Origin of the sequence: Microbacter sp. GSS18 (assembly GCA_029319145.1) — a bacterium.
Taxonomy (GTDB): domain Bacteria; phylum Actinomycetota; class Actinomycetes; order Actinomycetales; family Microbacteriaceae; genus Microbacterium.
Genome location: CP119753.1, coordinates 2,202,788 through 2,228,704 on the forward strand (window position 1 = coordinate 2,202,788; position 25,917 = coordinate 2,228,704).

A 25,917-nucleotide genomic window follows, 5' to 3' on the forward strand; every position below is an offset into this window, starting at 1 on the left:
AAAGGAATCCGCCATGCCGGATGTAACTGGCTACCGATCGAAGGTGGCGGTCATCGTCCCATCGACCAACACCGTCGTCGAGCACGACCTTGCCGCAATGCGCCCTCACGGCGTCACGTTCCACACGGGCCGCATGTACATATCGGACCCTGCGCTCGACAGCGACGAGGCGGCTGAAGCGCTTCTGCTGCAGATTCGGGCGTCCATGTCGACCGCGATCCGCGATGTCATGACCGCGAAGCCCGATCTGATGATGATGGGAATGTCCGCCGAGACCTTCTGGGGCGGGGTCGAAGGGAATGCGGCGTTCATCGAGCGCGTGCGCGCGATGTCCGACGGGCTCACGGTCTCGACGGGCGCGTCCGCCTGCCGCGCCGCACTGGAGGCGATGGGTGTGCGCAGGATCTCGGTCTTCTCCCCGTACCAGCCGGTGGCGGACGTCAACGTCGGTCGATACTTCGCCGAAGCGGGCTTCGACGTGGTGCGGATCACCGGGCTGCGCGCGCCCTCGGCGACCGCGATCGCCGAGATCACCCCCGAGGAGATCAAGCGGGTGATCGAGGAGATCGACACGCCGGAGACCGAGGCGATCGTGCAGGTCGGCACGAACCTGTCGATGGTCGGGCTCACTGACACGCTCGAGCACTGGCTGGGCAAGCCCGTGATCGCGATCAACGCCGCGACCATGTGGCACTGCCTCCGCGCCGGCGGGATAAACGACACGTGGGGCGGATTCGGCAGCCTGCTGCGCGATTTCTGAGCCGCGTCACCATCAGTTTTCACCGAATAGGAAATCCTCATGCCAGACAACTCCACAGCCTCCGCGTACGACATCGTCATCGTCGGAGGTGGCCCCGTCGGGACCACGACAGCGCTCAAGCTCGGCCGCGCCGGGTTTCGGGTTGCCCTCCTCGAGAAGCGATCGGCCGTCGCTCTCGACCACAGAGCGTCGACGTTCCATCCGCCGACGCTCGAGATGCTCGACGAGCTGGGTCTCGTCGACGACCTCCTGTCACAGGGGATCGTCGCGCGGTCCTACCAGTTCCGGGACGCGAAGCTCGGAATGATCGTCGATCTCGACTACTCCGTCCTCGACGGCGACACGCGGTTCCCGTACCGGCTCCAGGTCGAGCAGAGCCGCCTGACGGATCGCGCGATCCAGGCCCTCGAGACCGAACCGACCATCGACGCGTTCTTCGGTCGTGAGGTGATCTCCATCAGCGACACGGAGGGCGGCTACAGCGTCTCGTGGTCCGACGACGACGGGAGCGGCGTCATCCACGGCCGACGGCTGATCGGCGCCGACGGCATGCACAGCGTCGTCCGCTCGACGCTCGGACTGGATTTCACCGGCCACACGTACCCCGAGCGATACCTCGTGGTCACAACCAAGCTGCCGCTCGAAGAGCTGCTCGACGATCTCGCCGTCGTCAACTACGTTGCCGATCCGGTCGATTGGCACGTGCTGCTGCGCAACCCGTCGGGGTGGCGAATCCTGTTCCCCACGCACGGCGAGTCCGATGCCGAGCTCCTCGACCCGGCGAACATCGAGGCGCAGATGCGCCGTGTGGTTCCGCATGCCGACCACTACCCTGTTGAGCACGTCACCCTCTATCAGGTACACCGCAAGGTCGCCTCCTCGTTCCGTGTCGGCTCGGCCTTCCTCGTGGGTGACGCCGCGCACGTGAACAACCCGCTGGGAGGCATGGGCATGAACAGCGGGATCCACGACGGCCAGTTCCTCGCGGACGCGATCATCGCGTTCGAGAACGGCCAAGCCGGCGAAGCCGACCTGGATGGCTGGGCAGATGCCCGACGGAAGGTCGCCCTGGAGTATGTCGGAGCGGAGACCGACAGCAACTGGAAGTCGCTCCGCGACGACGACGAACAACGACGTGAGCTCCAGCGCGAGAAGTGGCGCGCACTCGGATCCGATTCCGCCGCGCGGCGGGACTTCCTCCTGACCTCATCGATGCTCGCGAGTGTGCGGGCATGATCGACGAGGAGTCGGCCGACGAGCTGCACCTGACCGGCGGAGACCTGGTCTACAACGCCTTGCGGTCTCGAATCGTCAGCGGCGAACTACCGCCCAAGACGGTGCTGCGTGCGCAGGCCCTCGCGGAGGAGTTCGGCACCAGCCGGACTCCGGTCCGCGAGGCCCTGCGCCGCCTGGCCGAGACGGGGCTCGTCGAATACGTGCCCAATCGGGGCGCGACCGTGATCGGATTCACACCTGAGCAGATCGTCGAGACCTACTTCGTCAGGGCAGCGCTGGAGAGCCGCGCCGCCGGGCTCGCGACCGGCCGGCTCAACGATGAGGACCTCGTCCGACTCAGCGATCTCATCGAGGAGATGGACGGGCTGGTGAATTCGGATGACGCCGCCGACCTGCGACGACTCGGCGAACTCAACGAGCGGTTCCACCGCACGATTCTGGTCGCTTCGGGGAACTCACAGCTGGTCACCGTGGTCGAGTCGGTGACGCAGGCGCCGCTGATGATCCGCGGACTGCGCCAGTACGGCGCATCCTTCCGTGCGCGATCCAATCATCAGCACCGCGACATCCTGACCGCCCTGCAGACGCGCGACGCTCTCTGGGCCGAAGTGGCGATGCGCTCCCATGTCCTCGCCGCCCGCAACGCGGCGATGACCGCCGTCGACGCAAGCGTGTTCGAAAGCTGAACATGGTCGTCGCATCACGCCCCACTCGAGGGCGCTCTCCTCAGCGCGCCTTCTCACGCCGTCGCGGACGGCTCGCGACCCTCGCCGCGGTGTCGACGACGGTGGTCACCGTCCTGCCGGTGTTCCTCGTGGGCGGTCTCAGCGTCCAGATGCAGGACGACATCGGCCTCACGATCAGCAGACTCGGGATCGTCATCGCCGCGTATTGGGCGGCATCAGCCCTGTTCTCCCCGGTTGCCGGGACGGTGTCCGGGCATCTGGGCTCGAAGACCACGATGATCATCGCCGCCGCGCTCGGAAGCCTCGCGCTGATCGGCATCGCCCTGGTGCACGCCGAATGGTGGTGGATGCTCGCCCTCCTCGCGCTTGCAGGAGTCGCCAACGCTTTCGGGCACCCACCGTCGAATGCCCTGATCGCGGACCAGGTCAGCGGCCGGAATCGTGCCCTCGCGTACGGCGTGAAGCAGGCCGCCATCCCTCTGGCGACGATGCTGGCAGGTCTGGCCGTGCCGACACTCGCGCTGACCATGGGTTGGCGATGGACGTTCGTCATCGCCGCAGCCGGCGGGTTGTGCGTGCTGCTCGTGCTCGCGCTCGTCGTCCCCGGAGTCGTCGTCCGCACCCGCCGCGGCGCGGGCCGTCGCCGCCTTCCCCGTGGACTGATGCGGTTCCTCGTGCTGACCTCGCTCGCCAGCGGGCTCGGTTCCGCGCAGGCGAACGTCGTAGGCGCCTTCACCGTCAGCACGGGAGTCGCCATCGGCGTCCCCGAAGGCATGGCGGGGCTGATCCTGAGCCTCGGCAGTGTCGCCGGGGCGATCGCCCGACCACTCGTCGGTTGGCTCGCCGACCGTGGCATCGGCGGCACGCTGGCAACGGTTGCCGCGATGCTCTCCGCAGGCATGCTCGGTGCGTTGTGCATCGCCACCGGACTTCCGATCGCCTTTGCGATCGGGTGCGTTCTGGCATTCGGGCTCGGCTGGGGCTGGAACGGTCTAATCCACTACGTGGTCTCACACGTGGCCTACCCACACAGCGCCCGCGCGACCGGCATCGTCCAGTCGGGGGCGTACATCGGGAGCGCTGCCGGGCCGTTCCTGTTCGGCTTCGTCTTCGACTCGCTCGGCGTCACCCTCGGCTGGCTCATCGCTGCGGCCGTGTCTGCCGTGGCGGCGCTCATGGCGCTCCTCGCTCACACCCGACGTCCCACAACCCAGGAAACGGAACAGAACACATGACGGACACCACCGCGACCGATGACTATCTCGCGAACGGCTTCAACCAGCGACTCGGGTTCGGCAAGCGCCCCGCCCTAGTCGTGATCGACTTCGTCGACGCCTATCTCAAGGAGGACTCGCCCCTCTACGCCGCCGTCGAGAGGGAGCTCGAGTCCGCCACGCGCATCCTCGAGGCGGCACGAGAGGCCGACATCCCGATCATCTTCACCGTCGTCGAACACGCCCCGAACGGTGCCGGGGGCGGCTTGTTCGCACGCAAGGTGAAGGGCCTTGAGACCCTTGCACTCGGCTCACCGCTCGGATCGATCGCCGAGCCGCTGACACCGCTCGAATCAGAGCCCGTCATCTCGAAGAAGTATGCGAGCTGCTTCTTCGGGACGTCGCTGGCCACCGATCTCACAGTCCTCGGGTGCGACAGCGTCATCCTCGTGGGGCTGAGCACGAGCGGATGTGTGCGTGCGACCGGCGTCGACGCGATGCAGTACGGTTTCGTCCCGATCATCGTCCGTGACGCGGTAGGAGACAGACGACCCGAACCCCACGACGCGGCGCTGTTCGATCTCGACGCGAAGTACGCCGACGTGGTCTCGGAGAAGGAGACGCTCGACTACCTGGCTGCACTGCCTGCCTAGGGCCGTCGCTCTCCTTGGTCAGCACGCTCATCCCCTCCTGGGCGCGGCCGCGTGCGCGCGGTGCCCGAGATCGCCCGGTTCGCCGGCGACCTCATGCAGTTACTGACGGCTCGGTCGAGAAGGTGGACACCATCATATGAGCGACCGGCTACGGCGCCCCGCGCAACGACGGCTGGGTGCCCACACGATCGCGAAGCTCGTGCTTGCCGGCACCACCCTGGGCGAGCGACTGGACGACATCGTGTTCGCCGACGAGACGCCCAGCGAGCGGACCCCTTCGATCCGCCACCGATACGTCGCGGCGGTTACGCGTTCCATGTGCGCGTCACCGCCGCGATTCCATGTGCGGGACCGTCGCCGCCCGCGCCGCGCGCCACCACTCCACGATCGCCACAGTCAAGAGCCCCACACACGCCCCCGTGACGTTCGCGACGATGTCGAGCACGCTCGGCACGCGCGCGTCGAGCAGCAGTGCCTGACCCGCCTCGATCGTCACGGTCGTGACGACGGCGATCGGCACGATGAGATGTCGCTGCGTGAGCAGCAGCGCGAGCAGCGCCCCGAGCGGCACGAAGTAGAGGATGTTGGCCGCGAACTCGACCCGGTCGAGTGTGACCGGGGGCACGACCTCGTTGACGGCGCCGATGAGCGGTGCGGCACCACGGTCGACCGGCGAGGGCCACCACGCGATGAGCACCAGCACGATGGCGTAGGCGACGAGCGCCCACCGGGCGATGCGGCGGGCATCCCATGTACGGGAGGCGACCCGCTCCAACTCGCGCGCGACCGTACGGCCGGATGGGCGGCCTCCCGTGACGGGCCGAGCGGGTACCACCCAGCCGGGGAACGCGGGCTCGGGCCGCTGCACGTCCGTCGGAGCGGGCAGTGGCGGTCGCGGTGGGATCACGATGTCGTCCGCCGACGGCGGCGCGGTCGGCGGGAGCGGCGGCATCCGCTCGGTGTCGTCGGTCATGCGGCCTCCCCTCTCGGGCGCCGCGACCTCGCCGCGCGTGTGGGGCGAGCATAGCCCAGCGCCCAGGGGCATCCCGTGACGAATCGACGCTCCCCCTCACCCGCCATCGCCGCCCGGATGCCGAGCCAGCAGCGCCGGATTGGCTCGCGACAGCGCGCCACGTCAGGAGTTGGCTGGAGCCACGTCAGCGCATTCGACCGAAAGGAGCGGTGTCGTGCTCATCCTCGTTCTGTTCGTCCTCCTCTCGATTGCGGGTGCCATCGCCTCGGTCGCCGCGCTCCGCACCGACGGTCACCGGCGCATCCCGACGCGCAGCGCCTTCGACACGCGCGTGCCGGCGCCCTGACCCTGGCAGCGCCCGCGGGGCTGGACCGGCCGCGCGCCCGGCTGTACCGTTTCTCGCACTCGGTGAGTGTCGATGCGACGGTGGGGGCGACATGCGCGACGACGACCTGTACAACCTGCTCGTGCCGGATGCTCCGGAGCACCGGCGCACCGAGCGCGACGAACCGGGCCGCGCCGCCCGCGGGCTCGCGCCCGGAGCGACGCCGCGCGAGCCGCGGCCGGGCCTGCAGGAGCCGTCGCTGATCCCGAGCGCCGACGGCGCGATCGAGCGAATACTGTTCGTGCTGCCCACCTGGGCGCTGACGCGCCCCGACCTCGTCGAGGGGTACCGGTCGGTGATCCGCGAGCTGCGGCCCGGCACGCACTTCGTGGTGGTGCACCAGGATGCCGCCGACGAGGTCGCGGCGTGGTTCGCCGACGCCGGACACGAGCCCGGGAACGTCACCCTGGTGCCGGTGCCCGAGCACGTCGCGCTGACCGACTGGGCCGAGGATGCCTACGCGGCACTGAAGGACACCGATTCGCCGCAGACGATCCTCATGGAGCCATGGGAGTTCGCCCGCGCGGGCGACGCCCTCATCGCCCAGTACGTGCAGGACTACGCCGGGATCCCCGCGAGCCAGGCGCCGCTCATCTTCCAGGGCGGCAACATCCTGGTCGGCGGGTCGTTCTGGCTGCTGGGGCGCGACTACGTCGCCGAGTCCGAGGAACTGCTCACCGGTGGGCGCCCGCCCGTGAATCTTCCGGCGGATCGGCCGGTCACCGACGCGCTCGCAAGCCTGTTCGCCGAGTATCTCGAGGCGCAGCGCGAGCTGCTCGTGCTCGGCACCGACGAGCCCATCGGGCTGCGCGACTACTACGGCGCGATGTCCGAGCGCGGGTTCACCCTCGACATGCCGTCGGGCGGCGCCGGGATGTACCAGCCGATCTTCCACATCGACATGTTCGTGACGCTGCTGGGGCCGGCATCCGATGGACGGTACGAGGTCACGGTCGGCAGTCCGCGGCTGGCCGACGAGGCCCTCGGCACGTCGTCGCCGTACGCGCTCGACGACGTCTACGACGCGGCCGCCGCCGCGCTCGAAGCGACGGGAGCGAGGGTGAGCCGCAATCCGCTGGTGCATCACGCGACGTTCCGCGGCACGACGAACCTCGCGACCCTCGACCAGGCGGCCGCCGACTACGGCTCCGAAGACCTGCGGCTCGCCGCCGCTGCGCTGCGCGACCTCGGCGCGGGCCCCGACGACGAGGTCCACCTGCGCGACTGGCACCACATCACGTGGAACAACTGCCTCGTCGAGAACAGCGAGTGCGAGGGCAGGCACGTGTACATGCCGACGTACGGCGCGAGCTATCCCGAACTCGCCCCGCTCGACGACCGGATGGAGCAGTGGTGGACCGAACGCGGATTCACGGTGCACCGCCTCGCCGACTTCAGCCCGTTCGCCGAGCGCCAGGGCGTCGTGCACTGCATCACGAAGTACCTCGGGCGGTCGGCGTAGATCCGACGAGATCAGTTTCACGCGGCGAGCGCCGTGCAAGAATCTGAACCACCCGAGGTGATGATGACCACGCTGATCTCGATCTCTCTCGCGGTCGGCACGCTTGTCGTCACCGCCATCGTGCTCATCGCGACGCGCCGGCGCGCCGAGCGCGACATCACCGTCGGCGCACGCAGCGCCGCGATCACCGGCAGCCTCCCGGTGTCTCCCGACGACGCGCCGGATGCCGCAGCCACGCTCGCCGCGGCGGAGGCGGTCGGCCGCGCCATGACGCAGGCCGGATACTCCGTCGAGACGATCCAGGACGTGCTGCGCGACATCGCCCGCGTCAACGGGCTGCCCGAGAGCGAAGTGCTCGCGTTCCCGAATGCGATCCTCATCTCGGCGCGGGGAGCCGGCCAGCATCAGACCGGCGCCATCGCCAGCAACGACGCCCGACTGCTGCTGTCGCAGATCGACGAGGTCCACCGCACGGTCGACGCCGCCCGCACCGGCCTGCTGGGTCCGCGGTCGGTGGTCGAGAAGATCGGCCGCGTCATGGCGGCTCCCCCGACCTACGGACCGGTCATGCGCGTGGTCGGGTACGCGTTCGTCAGCGGCGCCCTCGCCGTGATGCTCGGCGCCTCATGGCGCGGGGTGTGGGTCGCCGGCGCTCTCGGCCTCGGCGCCGGCGCTCTGCTGCTCGTCTCGGAGCGCCTGCCACGCCGCTACTCGGCGCTGATCATGGTCGGCCTGTCGTTCGCCGTCGCCGTCGTGGTGTTCCTCGCGCTGCGAGCCGGGTTCGGCTATGGCGTCCTGCCCGCGCTCCTCGCGCCGATCGTGGTCCTCTTGCCGGGGACGCTCCTGACCACCTCGGTGCTCGAACTCGCCACCGGGCACCTCATCTCCGGCGCCGGACGCCTCGCGGGCGGTGTGATCCAGCTCGTGCTGCTGGGGGCCGGCATCCTCACCGCCGGCGCCGTCGTCGGCGTCGCGGGGGTGAACCTCAACACCGAGATCCAGCTGCTCGGTCCGTGGGCGCCCTGGGTCGCGGTCGGCGTGTTCGGGGTGGGCATCTCGGTGTACGCCAGCGCTCCGCAGCGCGCCCTGCCGTGGATGCTGCTCGTGCTCTATGCCGCCTACGCCGCCCAGGTGCTCGGCGATCAGCTCGTCGGCGGCGTCATCTCGGCGTTCTTCGGCGCGCTGGTCCTCACCCCGGTCGCGTCGCTGGTCGCACGCCAGCCGTCGGGCCCCGCGGCGCTCGTGACGTTCACCGCCGGCTACTGGCTGCTCGTCCCGGGCGCACTCGGGCTCATCGGGGTCGCGGACCTGCTCGATCGGGATGCCGCGGCATCCGCCTCACTGGTGGCGACGCTCTCGACGATGGTCGCGATCGCGCTCGGGGTTCTCGCCGGCTCGGCGTTCTCGAACTGGCTGCGCCGGCCGGCGCTGTGACGCCCGACCGGGTGCCGATGCCCGTTCGGGAGGGCCCGGGCTCGGCGATGCGGCCCTCGCGCGCGATCGCTGCTAGGCGCTCCACCACGGCTTCTTGCGCAGCCGCTCCGTCAAGAACTCGCGAACCTCGGCGATCGCACGGTCGCTCGCATCCGGTCCGGTCAGCGTCGAGTGGGCGACCCACCGGGGCTTCGCGAGCGTCGTGACGACGACGCGATCGCCCAGCATCCGCTTCGCCGCGACGGCCTTGGCCGCGGGAGCCATGGCGTCGCACCCGAACCGGTAGGCGCGGACCTCGAGGTCATCGTTCTCCTCGAGCGCTGCCTGATCGGCTTTCGACAGGCCGAGGCTCCGCACCGGAAGGATCGGCGTCGCATGCTGCGCGACCACCGCGGCGGCGACCGAAGGATCGACGGCGAGCGCGAGCGCGTACCCGCCGCTGAAGCACATGCCGATCACGCCATACCGGCCGTTCGGCGCGAGGTGCTCGGCGGCGAACGCCTTCAGCCATCCGGTGGAGCGGCTGACCGCGTCGCTGCCGAACAGGTGCACTTCACGCCGAACGCAGATCTCGCGCGCGCTGCCGGCCATGCTCGGCGAGCCGTCCCTTCCGAGGATCGAGGGGACGAAGACCCGGAAGTCCTCCGACAGCGTGTCGGCGAGCTCGACGAGGTGCTCGGTGATGCCGGGGAGCTCGTGAAGCAGCAGAACCGCCGGCCGCCGCTTCCGAGACGTTCCGTGCTGCGCTTCGTAGTACACGTAGGTGCGGTCGCCGTGCACGAACGTGTCGCGGCGCCAGCCCTCGGGACACCACGGCGGATCCTGCGGCGGATGTATCATCGCGCGCCCCTCTGTCCTCTGGGATGAATGCGGGAAGACTAGCCGCAGCGTGGTCGGCAGGCAATGAATCGGCTCTATCCGTGGGGTCTTGCCTGCACTACAGTCACGCATCAACACTGGGGATGTTGTTAGGGGCCTGCGATGAAGACATCCGAGAAGTGGTGTCCGGAGGAGGAGCCCGGCGCGCGGGTCCTGGAGATTCGGGTCCATGGCGTGAACAACACCAAGCCCGCGGTGATGCTCGACGCAGATCAGACCCAGTTGACCCAGATCTCGCCACCTGGGCCGACGGCGTTCTGGCGACTCAACACCAGTGCCGAGTCGACGCCGAGGGTCCCGCCCGGCGTCCAGCGCGAGGCGTACTCGTGGGGAGGACTGGTCCGGTCACCCGACGCTCCGCGAGGGCAGCAGCGGCTGGCGGCCTTTACCCTGGCGTTCCAGATTCTCGCCCTGCCCTTCCGGATCGGCAACGTGACCATATGGACCCGACAGCTGACGATGCCGGGTGTGACCGGGTGGGAGCGGATTCAGGCGGGAGCCACCGCCGCCGCCGCACGCCTGTTCGGACTCATCCTCACCCTGCTCTTCGCGATGACCGCCGCCATCGTCATGATCGATCTCGTTGCGCTGCAGTGCGTCGTCGGCCGCGAGACCTGCTTCCTGATCCCGGATCCGATCCCATTCCTGACGACACAGGGCCGAGTTCTCGCGGTCGCTTCGCTGCTCGGCCCGATCGCCGCGGTGGGGGCGCTCGCGTACTTCGCGAAGAGGTCCCGAAAGACCTACGACATGCTCGGCGAGCACACCGGGACGCTGGGCGACAACGCGCGCGCGGCGATGCGCTCTGCTGACGAGGGCGGGTACAAGAAGGCAACCAAGAGAGGCCAGGCGATCATCGCTCACGCGGCGTTCTGGTCCAACCGGATCACCGCGCATCTCGCGCGCGTGCACCTGGCCGCGGCGATCGCGCTGACAACGGGCATCGTTGCGCTGCACGTGACCGCGGAGCGGGCGGCTGGCCTCTGCCAAGAGTCGATCGACGCCTGCGCCGAGTTCTTCGTCTCCTCGAACGATCGCGCGCTGTCGTCGCTGTTCGTCGCAGCCGTCGCGGTGCTGCTGCTCGCTGTCGTCGCCGCGTGCGCGCTCCCGACGATGGCGATCACGCAGAAGACCAAGGGCGGGGGGACGGGGCCGGCTCTCGCTTCGTGGACGCTCATCATCGCAAGCGTGCTCGTCTACGCCGGCCTGTTCATCTGGCTCTTCCTGGACACCACCGAACCCCGCCCGGGAGAAAGGTCCCTCTTCGGCGCGCAGTGGCTCGTTTTCGTGCTTGTCGCGATTGCTGCAGGGATCGCCGCGACCGGGTTGGTGTGGCGACGCGACAAGGTGCGCCAGACCGTGGCGTGGGCGGGCACGGGGCCGGCGATCTTCATGACACTCTCGCTGGGCCTCGCCGTCGTGACGAGCGCCGCGACGATCACGATCGCGAGCATCCTCCTGCGGTGGAGATGGGGCGACCTGCTCGCCGACGTCCCCCTCGCTTTCGCCTATCCGGGCGGGCTATGCGCCATCGCGATCGCAGCCGTCGGAGTGAGCGTGTGGGTGAGCGGGCGGCGACCACCCCGCAGGACCTACCGAGTTCGCGAAGAAGCGTGGATCGGTCCGCGCGACATCTCGGACGATCTTTCGGGCAGGATCGAGTCCGCGAGGCGCGCCGCCACGGTCTATCAGTCGGTCGAGTTCATCGCGCTGGTGCTCTGCGCCCTGTTGGCAGCAGCGCTGGCCGTCGGCCTCGTCATCGCGGGCCTGACGCTGACCGATCGTCCCACAAGCGGGTTCGGCTGGCTGCCGAACACGTCGGCGATCGCGTCCATGGTCGTCGGTGTCTTCCTCACGGGCATCGTCTACTACTTCACTCGGTGGAAGCCGTTCTCTTCGCTCGTCGCGATCGTGTGGGACGTCGCGTGCTTCCTGCCTCGAACCGCGCAGCCTTTCGGGCCTCCGTGCTACGCGGAGCTTGCCGTGCCGCAGCTGGCGCAGCGGATCCTGTGCTGGCTGGAGAAGGTGCCCGCCAGGACCGTGGTGCTGTCTGCACACAGCATGGGCGCGGTCATCGCTGTCGCGAGCCTGGGCCTGTTGCGTCACGCCGAAGGGCCGGACGAGAAGCCCGTGCTGCCCCGCATCGCCCTTCTGACCTACGGCGTACAGCTGAGGACGTACTTCGGCAGGATCCTTCCAGAGCTCATGGGCCCGAAGGTCCTGGGCGTGTTTCCCGCACGAATGCCGTCTCCGTGGGGTTCGTCGCCCTGGAGCAGCGATGACGACACCGAGCACGGCGGGCGCGACATCCCACGCACCGCCCGCAACATCAACGGCACGCTTCTCCCCGGTGAGGGAATCCGATGGGTGAGCCTATGGCGCCTGACCGACTACCTGGGTTTCCCTGCGTTCGCAGGGTGGAGGAGGTACTCACCAGCTCGCGGGGGCGTCGGATCCCCCGAACCGGCAGTGCTCGAGAACGAGATCGACCGCTACGCCGAGGAGTACCGGGACGACGGGGACGAGGTGGACACGCATTCCTTCTACGAGCGAAGCGGCGCCTATGCCGCGGCGCTCACCGACCTCGTCTCGCACCTCGAGGCGCGCGTGGGCCAGACGTAGATCAGGCGCAGCCGAGCTACCCCAGCCACGTCCCCGCGAGCGCGAGCACCACGAAGCTGGCGTTGTAGACGACGTGCACGAGCACGGCGCCCCAGATGCGCCCGGTCAGCAGCACCAGCGCCGCGCACACGACGCCGAGCAACGCGAGCGGGATGATCTCGCCGGCGCCGGTCGCGCCGACCATCCAGTGGCCGAGGACGAAGAGTCCAGCGCTGACGAGCCCCGCCGCGAGTCCCGCGACGAACTTGCCGAACGGCCGGCGCAGGATCGTGTAGAGCGAGACGAGCACGACGGCGCGGAAGAAGAACTCCTCGAGCACCGGCGCGATCGCGACCGGCGCGATCAGGTCGGCGAACACCCATCCGGCGGGCAGCGAGCCGCCGATCGTGGGATACGACGGCAGCGCTCCCGAACCTCCGGTGGCGATGTCGATCCAGCCCTGGCACGTGCGCAGGATGATGCCGAGGCCGAGCCCCCAGACGAGGTCCTTCGCAGAGAACCTCAGCAGATACGCCGGCCGCGAGCGCCAGAACGCCCACACGACTGTGCCGAGCATCGCGGCCCACAGCACCGCGGTGCCGACGATCCCCGAGACGGATGCCGGCAGCAGCAGATCGGCCGCTCCCCCGATCAGCACAGCGGCGCCCATCGCGACGATCGCGACACCGAGCACCAGTTCGCGCCACCGCGCGGTGGTTCGCCCGCCGAGTCGCCAGTCGGTGCGGCGCGAGTCGCGGGCTCGCGACCGGCGGGTCTCGGGCTGCACCGGCTCTCCGGCATCCGCATCGGGCTCGTCGCCGGCGGGCTCGGGGTCGCCTGCCGGGACGGACTCCTCGCCGAGGGCGGGGTGGACGGCTGCGTCGTCGAGCGGCACGTCGTCGACCCGGCTGTCCGGCGTGTCGACGGGCTCGTCGAGCGCTTCGGAGGAGTGGGACGGCACGCGCTCTACGGTACCGGCCGCACCTCAGGCCGCCCGCGCGAGGTCATCGACGACGCGCGAACCGCCCCACCGGGCCTTCAGCAGGCGCCCGATCTTGACCGCCGCCCACACCGCCGCCACGAATGCCGCCGACATCGCGATCCCGGCGACGCCGTTCGGGGCCCAGACGCGCTCGGCGATCAGGTTCAGCACGATGTTCGCGGCCGTGAACGCGAGCAGCGACGACCTGCCGAACGGCCCCGGCGGCCGGGCCCGTGTGACGCCGAACTTCTCGACGATGAGGGAGCAGAGCAGCAGCACGACGACCGCCGCAAGGAACCCGAGCACGAAGTAGCCCCAGTGGTTGTCGCTGCGGAACCCGCTGAGGGTCCGCCACATCCGCACCGTCTCGCCCGCGCCGTGCTGCGCCACGAGCACCGTCGCGGCCACGACGGCCGCGCCGACCAGCACGCTCGCCTGGATCGCGACACGGCGGGGCACCGGGCCCCGCAGTCGCGCCTTCACGACCTCTCCGAGCACCATGCCGGCCGCCACGAGCGCCAGTCCGTGCAGGACGGACGGCCCCATTCCCGAGCCCAGGCCGAACACGCGCAGCAGGACGAACCCGCCGTCCTCTCCGACGAGCGGATCGATGAGGGCGGCGATCGGCCACCAGGCCAGGCAGAGGAGCAGCACACCGACGGTGCCGATGCGGTTGCGCAGCGGGATGAGCGCCAGACACGCGAGGCACGCGAGCGCGTAGAACGACAGCACGTTGCCCAGGGGCACCGCCTGCTGCAGCGCAAGGCTGGGAATCAGACCTCGCCAGGCCATCCGGCCCCCGATGATCGCGGCGAGCGCGATGAGCGCGTACCCGAGGTAGCACTGCAGGGCCCGCTTGAGGAGTGCCCGGCGCACGCGCGCGGTCTCGCCCGCCTGCCACCGCGGCACGTGCACGAGTTCGACGGCGATGCCGAAGATCACGAAGAACGTGGGCGTTCCCGATCGGATGAGCGCGTCCATCACAGCCCACGTGCCCTCGGGCATCCCGGTGCCGCGGCCCTCGAACGCGCTCATGGCGTGGGCGAACAGCACGAGCGCGATCGCCGATCCCCGGGCCCGGTCGACGTAGACGGCTCGTCCGCGCAGGCGACCGTCAGGCGCCACAGGGTCGGGGGCCGCCGCATCGTCGCGCGCGCCCGGCATCTGCCCAGCCACCCTGCCGTCCTCCCAGACGTCTCAACCGTGCCTTCGCCCGACGTCGATAGAGTGGGGCGGCACGCGCCCTAACGATAACCCCTCCCTTCGCGCCCCGCCTCACATCACGGAGCCCCGCCTTGGTCGAGATCCTCACCGTCTGCACGGGCAACATCTGCCGTTCCCCGCTCGCGGAGCTGCTGCTGCGCACACGCCTGGCCGACCTGCATCCGACGATCGCGAGCGCCGGCACGCGCGGGCTGCGCAGCGCCCCGATGACCCCCGAGGCGGTATCGCTCGCCGATCAGCTGGGCGTCCCCGCCGACGTCGCGTCGCAGCATCGCTCGCGCTTCCTCACCGAGAACCTGCTGACCAGCCCCGACCTCATCCTCGCGATGACCCGCAACCATCGCCGCGCGATCGCCGAGCTCGCCCCCGCCCGCATGCGGTCGACCTTCACGGTGCGAGAGTTCGCGCGCCTCTCCGCAGACCTCACCGACGCCGAGATCACTGAAGCCGCCACGACCGCAGGGACGGATGCCGCCTCTCGCGTCCGCGCCGCCGCCGCGCTCGTCGCCTCACGCCGCGGGCTGGCCGTGCCGCCGGCATCGCCCGACGACGACGACGTCGTCGACCCCTACGGGCGCTCGTGGCAGACGTACGTGACGACTGCGAACCAGCTCGTGCCGGCCCTGGACGAGGTCGAGCGGGTGGTGCGGGCGGCGCTGGCTGCCGGCTGACCCACACGGCCGTTTACAACCCCGCAACCCCTCCATGTGAAGATGGGACCACTGCGGGGGCAGCGACACAGTTCGCGTGACGGACGCCTCCCGCACGAGCGGAAGGCGTCATGGAGCTCACCGACTACATCCGGATCCTGCGCAAGAACTGGTTGATCATCGTTCTCGCGACGCTGATCGGAGTCGGTGCGGCCGCGGGCTACTCGCTGTCGCGGACCCCCATGTACGAGTCGCAGAGCACGGTGTTCGTGTCCTCGCAGTCGGGCAGCACGATCGGCGAACTGCAGCAGGGCTCGAACTTCACGCAGTCGCGCGTGACCACCTACACGAACCTCGTCACGACCCCGATCGTGATGAACCCGGTGATCGCCGAGCTCGAGCTGGGACTCAGCCCCAACGATCTCGCCGGCAAGGTCACCGCTTCAAGCCCGCTCAACACCACCCTGATCACGATCTCGGTCACGGATGCTGACCCCATCGCCGCAGCCGACATGGCCAACGCGCTGGCCGCGAGTCTGACGAGCGCCGTCGAGGCGATCGAGACCCCGAACGGCGCCGAGACGAGCCCGGTGCGACTCACACGTGTGAAGGACGCGCAGCCGGCGCTCGAGCCGTCGAGCCCGAACGTGCTGATGAATCTTGCGCTCGGCGGCTTGGTCGGCTTCGCTCTCGGCATCGGAGTCGCTGTGCTCCGGACCGTGCTCGACACCCGGGTGCGTACCCCGCAGGACCTTCGCGACGTCTCGGACTCGCCACTGATCGGCGCGATCGCGTTCGACCCGAAGGCGAAGGATCGCCCGCTCATCGTCCACGCCGACCCGCTGAGTCCTCGCGCGGAGTCGTTCCGCGCGCTGCGCACGAACCTGCAGTTCCTCGACATGGAGGGCCGGTCGAGCTTCGTCATCACCTCGAGCGTTCCCGGAGAAGGCAAGTCGACGAGCGCCATCAACCTGGCGATCGCGCTCGCGGACGCCGGCAAGAAGGTCGCCCTCATCGATGCCGATCTGCGCAAGCCCAAGGTGGCCGAGTACCTCGGTATCGAGGGCGGGGCGGGCCTGACCGACGTGCTCATCGGCCGCACGCGCGTCGGCGATGTCATGCTCCCGTGGGGTGGACGAAGCCTCTATGTGCTGCCTGCAGGCAAGATCCCGCCGAACCCGAGCGAGCTGCTCGGGTCGCACCAGATGCAGACGCTCCTGCAGATTCTCGAGCGCGACTTCGACGTCGTGATCTGCGACGCTCCCCCACTGCTGCCGGTCACGGACGCCGCGATCCTGTCGAAGGAGACCAGCGGCGCGATCGTCGTCGTGGCCGCCGGCCGCACAACCCGTCACCAGGTCGGGCACGCCCTCGATGCGCTCGACACCGTCGGCGCCAAGGTCGCGGGCCTCGTTCTGTCGATGGTGCCGACGCGGGGGCCGGATGCTTACGCCTACAGCAACGCGTATGGCTACGGGTATGGCTATGGCTACCGCCTGCAGCCCGAGCGCGACCCGCAGTCGTCGAGACGCCGCGGCAACGGTGCTTCGGCTCTTCCGGCCGCTGACAGCGCGGCGGACGACCCCGCCGCGATCCGCTGAGTCCTGCTATGGCCGGTCAATGGCGGCGCGGGACTTCCGCGCGCGAGGTCGCAGGCGTCGTGGCCGCCGTCGCGGTCGCCGGGATCGTCGGCGCCCTGAGCGTCTTCGCCTGGCAACACGGGTATCCGACCGCGACGACCGCGTCAGCGGCGCCGGTCCCGACGTTCACGCTCGGCGTCCGCACGCCGACCCCGACGCCGACGCGGACGGCACCGGCCGTGACCGCGCCGGGCGCCGAAGAGCGGTTCCTCGCTCTCGGCTCCGGCGTCATGTGGCGCGCGACTGCGGGAGCCTGCAACGGCGCCGCCCCGATGCTCGAGCGCTCCGATGACGGAGGTGCCAACTGGCTCGACGTCACACCTGGTTATCGAGATGTCCGTCAGATCGTCGCGCTGCAGTCGTTCTCGGGCACGGAAGCAGACATCGTCGCGGGGGTCGGGGATGCCTGCGAGGTCCAGGGACTGCGCACATACACCGAGGGGGAATTCTGGGCCCCCGACGATCAGGTTCTGAACACGCTCAGTTACATTTCCCCCTCGGAGTCGAGCACGGTCGTGACGCCAGCCGGGTCGATCGACGCACCGTGCGCCCAGCCATGGAGCGTCGCCACCGCGAACGACTCGATTGCGGTCGTTTGCGACGGAACCCCGATGGTCACCAACGGCGAGGAATGGACTTCGTTCGGCATCCCGACCGCACACGTACTTGCGGCCGGCGAAGGGGAGCTCGTCCTGGTATTCGATGACTCCGAATGCGAGGGTCTCGCGTTGAAGCGGTCTCCGATCGACGGACTGGCAGGTCAGGAAACCCGCGTCATATGCCTCGATGTCGATCCCACCGCCTCGGAAGCATCCGCCGCCATTGCGACCGCCGGCGGACAGGCAGTGGTCTGGGCAGGAGACTCGGTCATCGCGGCGCCTCAGGAATAGCTCAGATTCACGCGGACTGGCCCAGGCTTTGAGACCGAAAGTGTCAAACTGGTCCTTCATCCTCCAATTCTTCTTCGCTCCCGCACAAGAAGCTCACCGCCATGGACTGTCAGGATCCCGTCACTCGCGCGACACACATCGTCGCTACTGTGCGATCTGGGGTATCTGGAGGAAAGGACTGTCCGTGACGTCGAACCTCGAAGGGGTCGACGCGACGAGGACGTCGCAATCGAGCACCGAGAACGAAGGCGTGCGTGAACGCCCGTCGACAGCAGACACACCCGAACCGACGACGTCGCCGATCCCCGTCGTCCCCGCGCTCGACGGTTGGCGCGAGCGCTACGCACGTCGAATCTGGATCAGTGATCTGCTCGTGCTGGTTTGGGTCGTCTACGGTACCCAGATCGCGTGGTTCGGGCTGGGCAACGCCGAGGTCTCGATGCGAGAAGACCACCGACTGAGCGACATCTCCTATTGGCTGTTCTCTGCCGGCCTGATCATCACGTGGATGTGGGTGCTCAGTCTGTCTGACTCGCGCAGCGCACGGATCATGGGCGCTGGCAGTACGGAGTACATCCGGATCGTCGACTCGAGCGTTCGTCTGTTCGGTTTGATCGCGATCGCCGCGTTCCTGTTCCGCGTCGACGTCGCGCGCGGCTTCCTCCTGATCAGCCTTCCTCTCGGCGTCACTGTACTGCTGTTCGAGCGGTGGCTCTGGAGACAGTGGCTGATCTCCCAACGTCACGTTGGGAAGTACTCGGCACGTGTACTGCTCGTCGGTTCCGAGAACTCGGTCCGAGAGATCGCCAGAGAGCTAGGCCGTGCGCCAAGCGCGGGCTATCGAGTGGTTGGCGCTTGCGTTCCATCCGGGCGCGTCGCCGACATGATCGAGGGCACCGACATCCCGATCATGGGGAATGTCAGCTCAGTTGAGCGCGCGATGGCTACGACCGCGGCCGACACCGTTGCGGTGACAAGCACGGATGACCTCCCACCGCACAAAGTGAAGCAGATCTCTTGGGGTCTCGAGGCCGGAAAGCAACACCTGGTCCTGGCCCCAAGCATCGTCGACATCGCGGGGCCACGCATCCACACTCGCCCGGTCTCCGGACTACCTCTGATTCATGTCGAAACCCCTCGATTCAGCATGGGCCAGCGGTTTGCAAAGCGCACCATGGATCTGGTCACCTCGGTTGCAGGCATCGTGGCAATCAGCCCGCTCTTGGCGCTGCTGGCGATTGGTGTTCGTGTGTCCGGGCCTGGGTCCATTCTCTTCCGGCAGACGCGAGTTGGGCTCCGTGGGGAGGAGTTCACGATGCTCAAGTTTCGCTCGATGGTGCCCAACGCCGAGACTCTGCTCGCGCAACTTCAGACGCAGGATCGCGATGCCGGGAACGAGGTCCTCTTCAAGCTAAAGAACGATCCTCGCGTAACGCCTATCGGACGAGTCATGCGCAAGTACAGCCTCGACGAGCTGCCACAGTTGCTGAACGTGATTGGCGGCTCTATGTCGCTCGTAGGACCGCGGCCTCCGCTCCCTTCGGAAGTGGAACAGTACGCCGATCACGTGCACCGTCGATTTCTCGCAAAGCCAGGCATCACAGGCCTCTGGCAGGTCAGTGGTCGTTCAACATTGTCGTGGGATGAGTCAGTTCGGTTGGACCTCTCCTACGTCGAAAACTGGTCGCTCGTCGGCGACGTGGCAATCCTTGCGAAGACTGCAAGGGCCGCACTGGCTCCGGGAGAGACCGCGCACTAGGGCAGCGGGCGGCACAAAGGGCAATCGCGCGGAGGCTTGTCAGGCCACAGGGATTGGTGGGCGCCCGTCATGCGGTCGCGAGACGCTCTGACCGCTTGACGGGTTACGACGAAACACCATGCTCACTCGACCCCGCCTTCGAATGCGTGCCCACGTGAGTTGCGACGCCGACGCTATCGGCCTGCGACCGGGAATCTAGCTTCTTTCGCAGTCGATTGGCGGGGCGCTCAACCGCGTACCAACTGATTGTGGCCGCGACGAGCGTCGCGGCTGCCGAGAGCAGCGGCCCAGCGTCGCCCAGATCAGCTTCGGCCAGCCAGACAACGATTGGCTTGTTCCACAAATAGGCCGCATATGAAATGATTCCGAGCCATAGGAGCGGCCGCAGCCACGGGACTGGGATGATTTCCCACCGCGTGAGGAAGAAGATTAGTACGACAGTAGCGGCGCTCGTCAACAAGCCCAACACGAAGTACAACCACCATTGTGACTTTGCATCCGGGGCAAACGACAAGAGGACGATACAACCGAGAGCCATGCCTGCGGACATGCGCGCCCGACGGCTACTCCGATCGAGAATATCCATCACTTTGCGCTTCCCTAGTTGCGCCGCGGCACCGATCACCATTGACACTGCCCACGTAGTCGGCCACGCGTAGACCCGGTCGTAGCCCGGCGCGACGACGAGAAGTGACGTCCCTAGTGCCACCAGGAGGACCGTGCCTGACGCGATCACGGCCAGACGCAACTTCCGCAGACGGATGCCGAGCACAAGGACAAGCGGCCAAACCAGGTAGAACTGCTCTTCTGTGGCGAGTGTCCACAAATGGTTCACCGCGCCATTTGTCTCCCCTGTACCCGGGATATTCATCGTGTACGTAATCCCAAGCAGAAGGCTTCGGGGGACAAGATCCTGACGGCCCGTCCAGTCGAACACACCGTCCACCATCGCGAAGACGACGAGCATCATCGCGAGCGCTGGGAGCAGGCGCACTGCTCGATGGAAGTAGAACCGTCCATAACGGACGCGGCCATACCGCCTTAGGTCGTCGACAAGCAGTCCCGTGATGAGATACCCACTCAACGCAAAGAACGTGACGACGCCGACGATGCCAGCACCACCGAACACATCTGGCCAAGAATGACGAACGATGACGAGCAAGATGGCTATGCCCCGGAGGAGGTCAAGACCCTCGATCCGTCGCGCCGTGCTGGAAGTGACCGGCATGACGTCAACATAGCCGCGCGTTGTTAACGGCGCGTGAAGATGTGCCTGCCACGGGCCTTGACCCTCGATCGTGGACACGGTGTCGGTTGGGTTATGCCGCTTCCGCGTTGGTAGCGGAGGTGGTCGACGCGTAGGCGTTCTCGTAGCTGTTCGGGGTGATCTGGCCGATCGCGGAGTGGCGTCGGCGCGTGTTGTAGCGGTTCGCCCACCGGAACACGGCCCGGTAGGCGGGCGGGGTCCTGCAGCACCCGGATCCGCTCAGCGAGGGCAGCATCGTCGGCGGCCTTCGCGGCTCGCCTGGGGGCGGCGTCCAGCCAGGCGTAGAACGACGACCTGCCGATCTCGACGACCTCGCACAACCGCTTCACGCCGTAGGCGTCCTTGTGCGCTTCACGCCGTAGGCGTCCTTGTGGTCATCGACGAACTGGAAGCGGTTCACCAGTTCGTCTCCCCGGCGAAATACTTCGCCGCCTGACGGAGGATGTCCCGCTCCGTCTCGAGCTTCAGCTTCTCCGCCTTCGACTCGGCCAGCTCGGCCTCGAGCCTTGCGATCCGCGCCGCCTGCGACTCCTGCCGACCCGCCGCCGGCGCCGGCCCTGTCCCGGCGGTCGTGGTGCCGGAGCCGTGCTTCTCGACCCACTCCCGCAGCGCACCGCGGGAGATCCCCAAATCCGCCGCGATGCCCTTCAACGTCGCTCCAGGCGTCGACTCGTACAAGTCCACCGCCCGCTGCCGGAACTCGTCCGTGTAGTTCTTCCTTGCCATCCCTTGGATTCTCGCTCCCCCAGCAACGTGCTGGAATCAGCGTGTCCAAGATCAGGGGTCAAGCGCCCACCGCGCGGAGCGCCTGGAGTTCAGCTTTGTTATTCGGACGTAACTGGCCCTGGTGTAGCTTCCAGACGTATGGGGCAACTGCGTCAATGGATCATCAACGGGCCGCTCGCGTCCGGGCTCGTGCCTCACTGGCACCGTTGGCGACTCCTGCGTCTTGCCGGCGTAGCTATTCCAATGCGTGCCATGATCCATGACCGATGCTACTTTGGTGGCACCAACGTCTCGATCGGGCCCGGGACGTTCGTCAATAGCCAGGTCTACTTCGATGACGGAGCACCGATCACGGTCGGCCGGAAGGTCGATATCGGGATGAGGGTGACCATCATCACGAGCAATCACATAATCGGGCCGTCTCACGACAGGGTGCAGCCTGGATCCTGGGACCCGCAACCCGTCATCATTGGGGATGGGGCTTGGATCGGCGCGGGGGCGATGATCCTACCTGGCGTTAGAATCGGACAGGGAGCCGTCGTGGCTTCTGGCGCGGTCGTTACTCGCGACGTCGACGCTAATCTTCTAGTCGCTGGCGTCCCCGCGCGGCAAGTGAGGACGCTGTCCGAAGAATGAGACATCGTGCACTAGCAGGGGTTCTGCTATTCACCGGAGCGTGGGTAGGCCTGTCGGGATGGATCCTCGTCCGAGACCCATGGCTTGGTGTCGCGTTCGGGTTGGCGCCTTTGGCGGTCTGGACGCTGCTGCGCTTCTCGTGGGCTCGGCTTATTGCAGTCGTTGGTGGCGGGCTTGCCGTTCTAGGATCGTCGTCCGAGCTCAGCATCACCAAGTTCATCTACGCCGGCGTCATTGTGTTCTGCGCAGTCATTTCGACTGCCCGAATCGCTTCAGATCCGCCGCCTATTGCCCGCGTGTTTCGCCCCCTCATCTGGACGGGGAGCCTGTTCCTCTTTACGGTTATCGTCGGTGCACTGATCTCACCCGAGGGCTTCAGCGTTGCGACGTTCGGGCGGCAGATTATCTTCTACGCGCTCATTGTGCTTGGGCCGATCGTAGGAATTGATGCTGGCCGCGAACTATCCCCTCGCGTCGTGTATGCCGTACTTTGGCTGGTTGGGATAGTCGCCGCTGTCGGATTCGCGGTGGACTGGCTGGACCGAAGGGGGGTTACGAGCCTGCCATTCGGTCGCTTTGTGCTTTCGAGCCTGATCCTGCCAGGAATGGTGTTCGCGCTGGCCCTCGTGCTTGTCGCCCACCGCCGCAGAATTCTCTCCCGGGCGATCTGGCTCTTGGCCGTCGTTGTCATTCCCGTCGCCATGCTCATTACTGGAACGCGGACCAACCTCATTATCTTTGGGACTGTCCCGCTCGTCATGGGACGTCTTCGCAATTCCCGAGTTCCACTTCCGCGGATGATTGTCATCCTGTCGGCCGCCGCGCTAGTCGGACTCGCCGCGTTCCCCCTAGTTGAGTCATTCCTGATCAACGACCCCCATTTCATCGATAGAAGACTCGCTGCACTGCTTACCGTCGTTGACGGGAACGCCGCGCAAGACCAGTCCTACTCGTGGCGCAGCCTGCAGTATGCGTCCGCTTGGGAACTCATTCAGGATCACCCCCTGGTGGGTCTTGGGCTCGGCTGGACGCTCAGCTACACAATCGACTCCCCGCTTCTCTCCGTAGTTAGGCTCGGGTGGCTAGGAGTCCTGACTATGACGCTGTATCTAGTCTCGCTGGGGTCGGCGGTTTGGCGCAGCCGCAAGCTGTATGGGCCGTCTCCTGCGATTACGGCGTTCTGGGGGCTGATCGGGCTCACCGTGTTGAGCCTGCCGTTCGGCACGCCGCTCGAGGATCGCGGCTTCGGATTCGCGATCATGCTCATCACCATGGCGATCAGCGCTGAAGTCTCCCAGCGTCCTTCCACCGCACAGTTCGTAACCGAACTACGGACGGGTCGCAGACAGAAACAGCGCGGCCGAGAACCCGCCGCCGGCACCGCACCATACTCCGGCGCCCAGAATCGCGTACGCGGCTAGACCGAGCCCACGCCGCGAAGCGACTCGCGGGGCCGCTCCCGGAAGCCGTTCGGCTCTACGAGGGGCGATGTCGCTCCTGAAAGCGATCACTCGAGTCAAGGTCGCTCTCACCGCGAGACTCGTCTGAGCTTGGACTCACGAAGTGTGTCGGCGTTGAATCGCGGGCGGAATCTGAGCCGGTCTCTCGAGCAGTTTCGCAAAGTGGCGGACCGTGTGCGCAACGAGGTCAATGCAGAGCCGGGGAAGCGAACGCCCCCACAGCCCGCACTTCCTACCAACGACATCGACGAATCTGTCGCGCTCTGCCTCCCAGAACCAGCTGTCCTCCATGGTCAACGCAGTGCGGAGAGAACGGAAGCCACGTTCCTTCTCGGCGGGCAAGTGCCACAACGACAATCCACGTTCATCGCCCCGAACACTTCGATGGCCGTGCGCCGTCCATATTCGACGCACGTAGGGCGAGACGTCTGTTACCTTCACACGTCGCAACGCGAAGTTCATCACGTGCTCCTCCGTCCGAAAGTGCAGCTCCCTCCGCTCGTGACGACTGAGAGAATCCGCCCAGGCCACCGATACACCGTGGCGCACCTCAGCCACTACTCGTTGCGGAATGACATAGGCCTCTCCGCCGAAGTGACATGGTGTGGACCTCTCCTCGCCAAGCTGGGCGTGGATGACAGCGGCATCAAGGGCGCTAAGCCCATTCACCGGCTTGTCAGGTGCGTACTCTATCGGCAAGACGCCGACCGAGTCGTCTGGAACAGCTTCCAGGAGCGGGGCGAGCGGCCCCACACAGACGACGTCGGGGTCGATGATGATGAGCGTCGAAGCTTCCATGACGCTCACTACATCGAGCAGAAACAGAGAGCCCAGGAAAGTTGGGGCAAAACCCGCAGGCGGCGCGTGGTCGAACGCAATCAAGCGATGCTGAACCCCAATGCCCGCCAGTTGGCTCAGGCGAGACTGCCCGACCTCATGATCTGTGGCAAGCACGAGCTCAAGGTCTGGATTCCACCGCCTAAGAGACGAGAATGCCACCAAAGCTGCGTCCAGGTATACGTCGGCGGATGATCCACCGCCTTTCCGAAGGTTGGGGTTCTGCGCGCGGGGCGCGCTCGCGAAAGGAATGACTACAGTGGCCATCGCTAGATCACCGCCTCTGAAGTATCCCCAAGTGGTCTCAGGATCGCGGCGAGAGCGACGGCGACGGCATCACCGTAACTGTCCCACCCACCCAACGAAGTGGCCAGCGTGCGCGCCTCCCCCGAGTAGTCGCGCCTAGTCTGCGAATCGCCCGCAATGAAGTCGATCGCCCCAGCTATCGGGTCAGCTGAACCGGCTGAGAAGACAAGGCCCGCTCGCCCATGAAGCCCAGCGTCTACGGCGCCGGTTCGATCCGAGGCAATCACCGGCAGGCCGTGCGCTAGCGCCTCATTGATGACGTTCCCGTATCCCTCTGCCAAGGAGGGAAACACCAGCGCGTGATGAGCGCCCATAAGTGCCCAGAGTGATTCCTGATCAAGCGATCCCACATATGACATCTCGACAGATGGGTATGCGCGGGCCAACTCCGGGACCATCTTGAGCGGGTCGGGCCCGACGAGGGTGAGTGCCACCGCCTTGGTTCGAAGGCTCTCGATGGCTTCGAAGAGATAGCTAAGACCCTTCCGTTGGCTCATCTGCCCAGCAAACAGGAGCTTGATGGGGCCTCTGGCATCGGCTTCGCGCTGTACTTCAGTTCGGGCCAGCAGCTTTGGCGGGATCGCTAGGGGAGCCACGATGAGCGGCTTGTCCAACTCCTGCGAATATGTTGAGGCCGTGAACCTACTGTTCGCGACCACGACCGCTGCGCTCGCCGCTTCGTCCTTGGCATGCGGATCCGATTCGAGACGCCCGGTAGATCGAAACTGCAAGTAGGTGCTCCAGCGCGGGTTGCTGACCGCTTCCCCATCCATGAGGCGGTGAAGGACGGGCAGGTATGGCAAGGGCGTGTAGATCGCCAGCCGGCACGCACGATCTAGGTGACGGTGGACGCCCGATTGGGTATTGGTGGGTACTAGCGCGACATCCGGTTCACGCTCGCCCCACAGCATCGACGTGAAAGTATCAGCCACAATGCGATTCCGCCGTGTCAGCCACCGACGCTCGCCCAGGACATTGCCTCGCCGCTTAGCATAGGTCGCAGCGAGGTCGGCCAGGAGGCCGGTCCTGTTCAGATCGGGTCGGCTCAAACTATGAGGCAATGTTCGCGCCCCTAGACCGCGATCCAATCCGAGCGCGGCAAGACGGGCCCGCTCTTGACTAGTGAACTGAAGCGCCGTTGCGTAGCCAGCAAGTTCGCCCCGTCCGGCGAGCGCGGCGGCGATCCATGCGAGCGCAGGATGAGAACCTGGGTTGTAGACAGCGGTTCTAGGCACAGCACACCTCCTTGACCATTTT

22 protein-coding genes and 1 pseudogene are annotated in these 25,917 nt (G+C 67.1%); 15 read left to right on the plus strand and 8 right to left on the minus strand.

Annotation, left to right across the window (positions count from 1 at the left end; translation table 11 throughout):
• Positions 1–13: 13 nt before the first annotated feature.
• The 5 genes from P0L94_10235 (at position 14) to P0L94_10255 (ending at position 4,549) form a co-directional block, all read left to right on the plus strand.
• On the plus strand, positions 14–760 hold the full coding sequence (locus P0L94_10235) for a hypothetical protein (GenBank protein WES62838.1): 747 nt from the start codon (positions 14–16) through the stop codon (positions 758–760).
• 39 nt (positions 761–799) lie between these two features.
• Entirely contained in the window at positions 800–1,996 is a 1,197-nt protein-coding gene (locus tag P0L94_10240) for an FAD-dependent oxidoreductase (protein ID WES62839.1), read from the plus strand.
• The gene (locus P0L94_10245; protein ID WES62840.1) at positions 1,993–2,682 is read left to right on the plus strand and encodes a GntR family transcriptional regulator; all 690 of its coding nucleotides are present in this window, start codon (positions 1,993–1,995) and stop codon (positions 2,680–2,682) included. Before P0L94_10240 ends, P0L94_10245 begins: the two co-directional genes overlap by 4 nt.
• A gap of 161 nt (positions 2,683–2,843) precedes the next feature.
• Entirely contained in the window at positions 2,844–3,917 is a 1,074-nt protein-coding gene (locus P0L94_10250; protein ID WES66313.1) for an MFS transporter, read from the plus strand.
• Positions 3,914–4,549 (plus strand): isochorismatase family protein, encoded by a 636-nt coding sequence (locus tag P0L94_10255; protein ID WES62841.1) that lies wholly within the window; start codon positions 3,914–3,916, stop codon positions 4,547–4,549. Before P0L94_10250 ends, P0L94_10255 begins: the two co-directional genes overlap by 4 nt.
• Before the next feature lie 325 nt (positions 4,550–4,874).
• On the opposite strand, the gene P0L94_10260 is transcribed toward P0L94_10255, so the two are convergent.
• Positions 4,875–5,522 carry a VanZ family protein gene (locus tag P0L94_10260; GenBank protein WES62842.1) on the minus strand — a complete coding sequence of 216 codons (648 nt, stop codon included), beginning with the start codon at positions 5,520–5,522 and terminating at the stop codon, positions 4,875–4,877.
• A gap of 214 nt (positions 5,523–5,736) precedes the next feature.
• On the opposite strand from P0L94_10260, the gene P0L94_10265 reads away from it, so the two are divergent.
• The 3 genes from P0L94_10265 (at position 5,737) to P0L94_10275 (ending at position 8,803) form a co-directional block, all read left to right on the plus strand.
• Positions 5,737–5,868: a hypothetical protein gene (locus P0L94_10265; protein ID WES62843.1), complete on the plus strand. Its 132-nt coding sequence runs from the start codon at positions 5,737–5,739 to the stop codon at positions 5,866–5,868.
• Positions 5,869–5,959: 91 nt separating this feature from the next.
• Positions 5,960–7,369: a hypothetical protein gene (locus P0L94_10270; GenBank protein ID WES62844.1), complete on the plus strand. Its 1,410-nt coding sequence runs from the start codon at positions 5,960–5,962 to the stop codon at positions 7,367–7,369.
• Between the two features lie 63 nt (positions 7,370–7,432).
• Positions 7,433–8,803 (plus strand): threonine/serine exporter family protein, encoded by a 1,371-nt coding sequence (locus P0L94_10275; GenBank protein WES62845.1) that lies wholly within the window; start codon positions 7,433–7,435, stop codon positions 8,801–8,803.
• A 72-nt stretch (positions 8,804–8,875) separates the two neighbouring features.
• Here the strand turns inward: P0L94_10275 and P0L94_10280 are convergent, their stop codons facing one another.
• Positions 8,876–9,643 (minus strand): dienelactone hydrolase family protein, encoded by a 768-nt coding sequence (locus tag P0L94_10280; GenBank protein WES62846.1) that lies wholly within the window; start codon positions 9,641–9,643, stop codon positions 8,876–8,878.
• Between the two features lie 141 nt (positions 9,644–9,784).
• On the opposite strand from P0L94_10280, the gene P0L94_10285 reads away from it, so the two are divergent.
• Positions 9,785–12,304: a hypothetical protein gene (locus P0L94_10285; protein WES62847.1), complete on the plus strand. Its 2,520-nt coding sequence runs from the start codon at positions 9,785–9,787 to the stop codon at positions 12,302–12,304.
• A 16-nt stretch (positions 12,305–12,320) separates the two neighbouring features.
• Here P0L94_10285 and P0L94_10290 read toward each other — a convergent pair whose 3' ends face one another.
• Positions 12,321–13,244 carry a type II CAAX endopeptidase family protein gene (locus P0L94_10290; GenBank protein ID WES62848.1) on the minus strand — a complete coding sequence of 308 codons (924 nt, stop codon included), beginning with the start codon at positions 13,242–13,244 and terminating at the stop codon, positions 12,321–12,323.
• A gap of 24 nt (positions 13,245–13,268) precedes the next feature.
• The gene (locus P0L94_10295) at positions 13,269–14,441 is read right to left on the minus strand and encodes a hypothetical protein (protein WES62849.1); all 1,173 of its coding nucleotides are present in this window, start codon (positions 14,439–14,441) and stop codon (positions 13,269–13,271) included.
• A 119-nt stretch (positions 14,442–14,560) separates the two neighbouring features.
• Between P0L94_10295 and P0L94_10300 the strand changes: the two genes are divergently transcribed.
• The 4 genes from P0L94_10300 to P0L94_10315 all read left to right on the plus strand — a co-directional run bounded on the left by P0L94_10300 (position 14,561) and on the right by P0L94_10315 (position 19,428).
• A complete protein-coding gene (locus P0L94_10300) occupies positions 14,561–15,160 on the plus strand; it encodes a hypothetical protein (protein WES62850.1) in 600 nt (199 codons plus the stop codon).
• Between the two features lie 110 nt (positions 15,161–15,270).
• Positions 15,271–16,740: a polysaccharide biosynthesis tyrosine autokinase gene (locus P0L94_10305; protein WES62851.1), complete on the plus strand. Its 1,470-nt coding sequence runs from the start codon at positions 15,271–15,273 to the stop codon at positions 16,738–16,740.
• Positions 16,741–16,799: 59 nt separating this feature from the next.
• Positions 16,800–17,669 (plus strand): hypothetical protein, encoded by an 870-nt coding sequence (locus tag P0L94_10310; GenBank protein ID WES62852.1) that lies wholly within the window; start codon positions 16,800–16,802, stop codon positions 17,667–17,669.
• Between the two features lie 184 nt (positions 17,670–17,853).
• On the plus strand, positions 17,854–19,428 hold the full coding sequence (locus P0L94_10315) for a sugar transferase (protein WES62853.1): 1,575 nt from the start codon (positions 17,854–17,856) through the stop codon (positions 19,426–19,428).
• A 103-nt stretch (positions 19,429–19,531) separates the two neighbouring features.
• On the opposite strand, the gene P0L94_10320 is transcribed toward P0L94_10315, so the two are convergent.
• Both P0L94_10320 and P0L94_10325 read right to left on the minus strand, forming a co-directional pair.
• Entirely contained in the window at positions 19,532–20,656 is a 1,125-nt protein-coding gene (locus tag P0L94_10320; protein ID WES62854.1) for an acyltransferase, read from the minus strand.
• 242 nt (positions 20,657–20,898) lie between these two features.
• A pseudogene (locus tag P0L94_10325) lies at positions 20,899–21,421 on the minus strand (transposase).
• Between the two features lie 252 nt (positions 21,422–21,673).
• Here P0L94_10325 and P0L94_10330 point away from each other — a divergent pair.
• Positions 21,674–22,057: a DapH/DapD/GlmU-related protein gene (locus P0L94_10330; protein ID WES62855.1), complete on the plus strand. Its 384-nt coding sequence runs from the start codon at positions 21,674–21,676 to the stop codon at positions 22,055–22,057.
• Positions 22,054–23,478 carry an O-antigen ligase family protein gene (locus tag P0L94_10335; GenBank protein WES62856.1) on the plus strand — a complete coding sequence of 475 codons (1,425 nt, stop codon included), beginning with the start codon at positions 22,054–22,056 and terminating at the stop codon, positions 23,476–23,478. Before P0L94_10330 ends, P0L94_10335 begins: the two co-directional genes overlap by 4 nt.
• A gap of 135 nt (positions 23,479–23,613) precedes the next feature.
• On the opposite strand, the gene P0L94_10340 is transcribed toward P0L94_10335, so the two are convergent.
• The gene (locus P0L94_10340; GenBank protein WES62857.1) at positions 23,614–24,471 is read right to left on the minus strand and encodes a hypothetical protein; all 858 of its coding nucleotides are present in this window, start codon (positions 24,469–24,471) and stop codon (positions 23,614–23,616) included.
• Between the two features lie 152 nt (positions 24,472–24,623).
• Positions 24,624–25,895 carry a glycosyltransferase family 4 protein gene (locus P0L94_10345; GenBank protein ID WES62858.1) on the minus strand — a complete coding sequence of 424 codons (1,272 nt, stop codon included), beginning with the start codon at positions 25,893–25,895 and terminating at the stop codon, positions 24,624–24,626.
• Between the last annotated feature and the right edge of the window lie 22 nt (positions 25,896–25,917).

What these genes read in the sequence shown, in the direction of transcription:
- P0L94_10235 (WES62838.1), top strand. Translation starts at nt 14, where the DNA reads ATGCCGGATGTAACTGGCTACCGATCGAAGGTGGCGGTCATCGTCCCA.
- P0L94_10240 (WES62839.1), top strand. Translation starts at nt 800, where the DNA reads ATGCCAGACAACTCCACAGCCTCCGCGTACGACATCGTCATCGTCGGA.
- P0L94_10245 (WES62840.1), top strand. Translation starts at nt 1,993, where the DNA reads ATGATCGACGAGGAGTCGGCCGACGAGCTGCACCTGACCGGCGGAGAC.
- P0L94_10255 (WES62841.1), top strand. Translation starts at nt 3,914, where the DNA reads ATGACGGACACCACCGCGACCGATGACTATCTCGCGAACGGCTTCAAC.
- P0L94_10260 (WES62842.1), bottom strand. Translation starts at nt 5,522, where the DNA reads ATGACCGACGACACCGAGCGGATGCCGCCGCTCCCGCCGACCGCGCCG.
- P0L94_10270 (WES62844.1), top strand. Translation starts at nt 5,960, where the DNA reads ATGCGCGACGACGACCTGTACAACCTGCTCGTGCCGGATGCTCCGGAG.
- P0L94_10275 (WES62845.1), top strand. Translation starts at nt 7,433, where the DNA reads ATGACCACGCTGATCTCGATCTCTCTCGCGGTCGGCACGCTTGTCGTC.
- P0L94_10280 (WES62846.1), bottom strand. Translation starts at nt 9,643, where the DNA reads ATGATACATCCGCCGCAGGATCCGCCGTGGTGTCCCGAGGGCTGGCGC.
- P0L94_10285 (WES62847.1), top strand. Translation starts at nt 9,785, where the DNA reads ATGAAGACATCCGAGAAGTGGTGTCCGGAGGAGGAGCCCGGCGCGCGG.
- P0L94_10305 (WES62851.1), top strand. Translation starts at nt 15,271, where the DNA reads ATGGAGCTCACCGACTACATCCGGATCCTGCGCAAGAACTGGTTGATC.
- P0L94_10320 (WES62854.1), bottom strand. Translation starts at nt 20,656, where the DNA reads ATGCCGGTCACTTCCAGCACGGCGCGACGGATCGAGGGTCTTGACCTC.
- P0L94_10330 (WES62855.1), top strand. Translation starts at nt 21,674, where the DNA reads ATGATCCATGACCGATGCTACTTTGGTGGCACCAACGTCTCGATCGGG.
- P0L94_10335 (WES62856.1), top strand. Translation starts at nt 22,054, where the DNA reads ATGAGACATCGTGCACTAGCAGGGGTTCTGCTATTCACCGGAGCGTGG.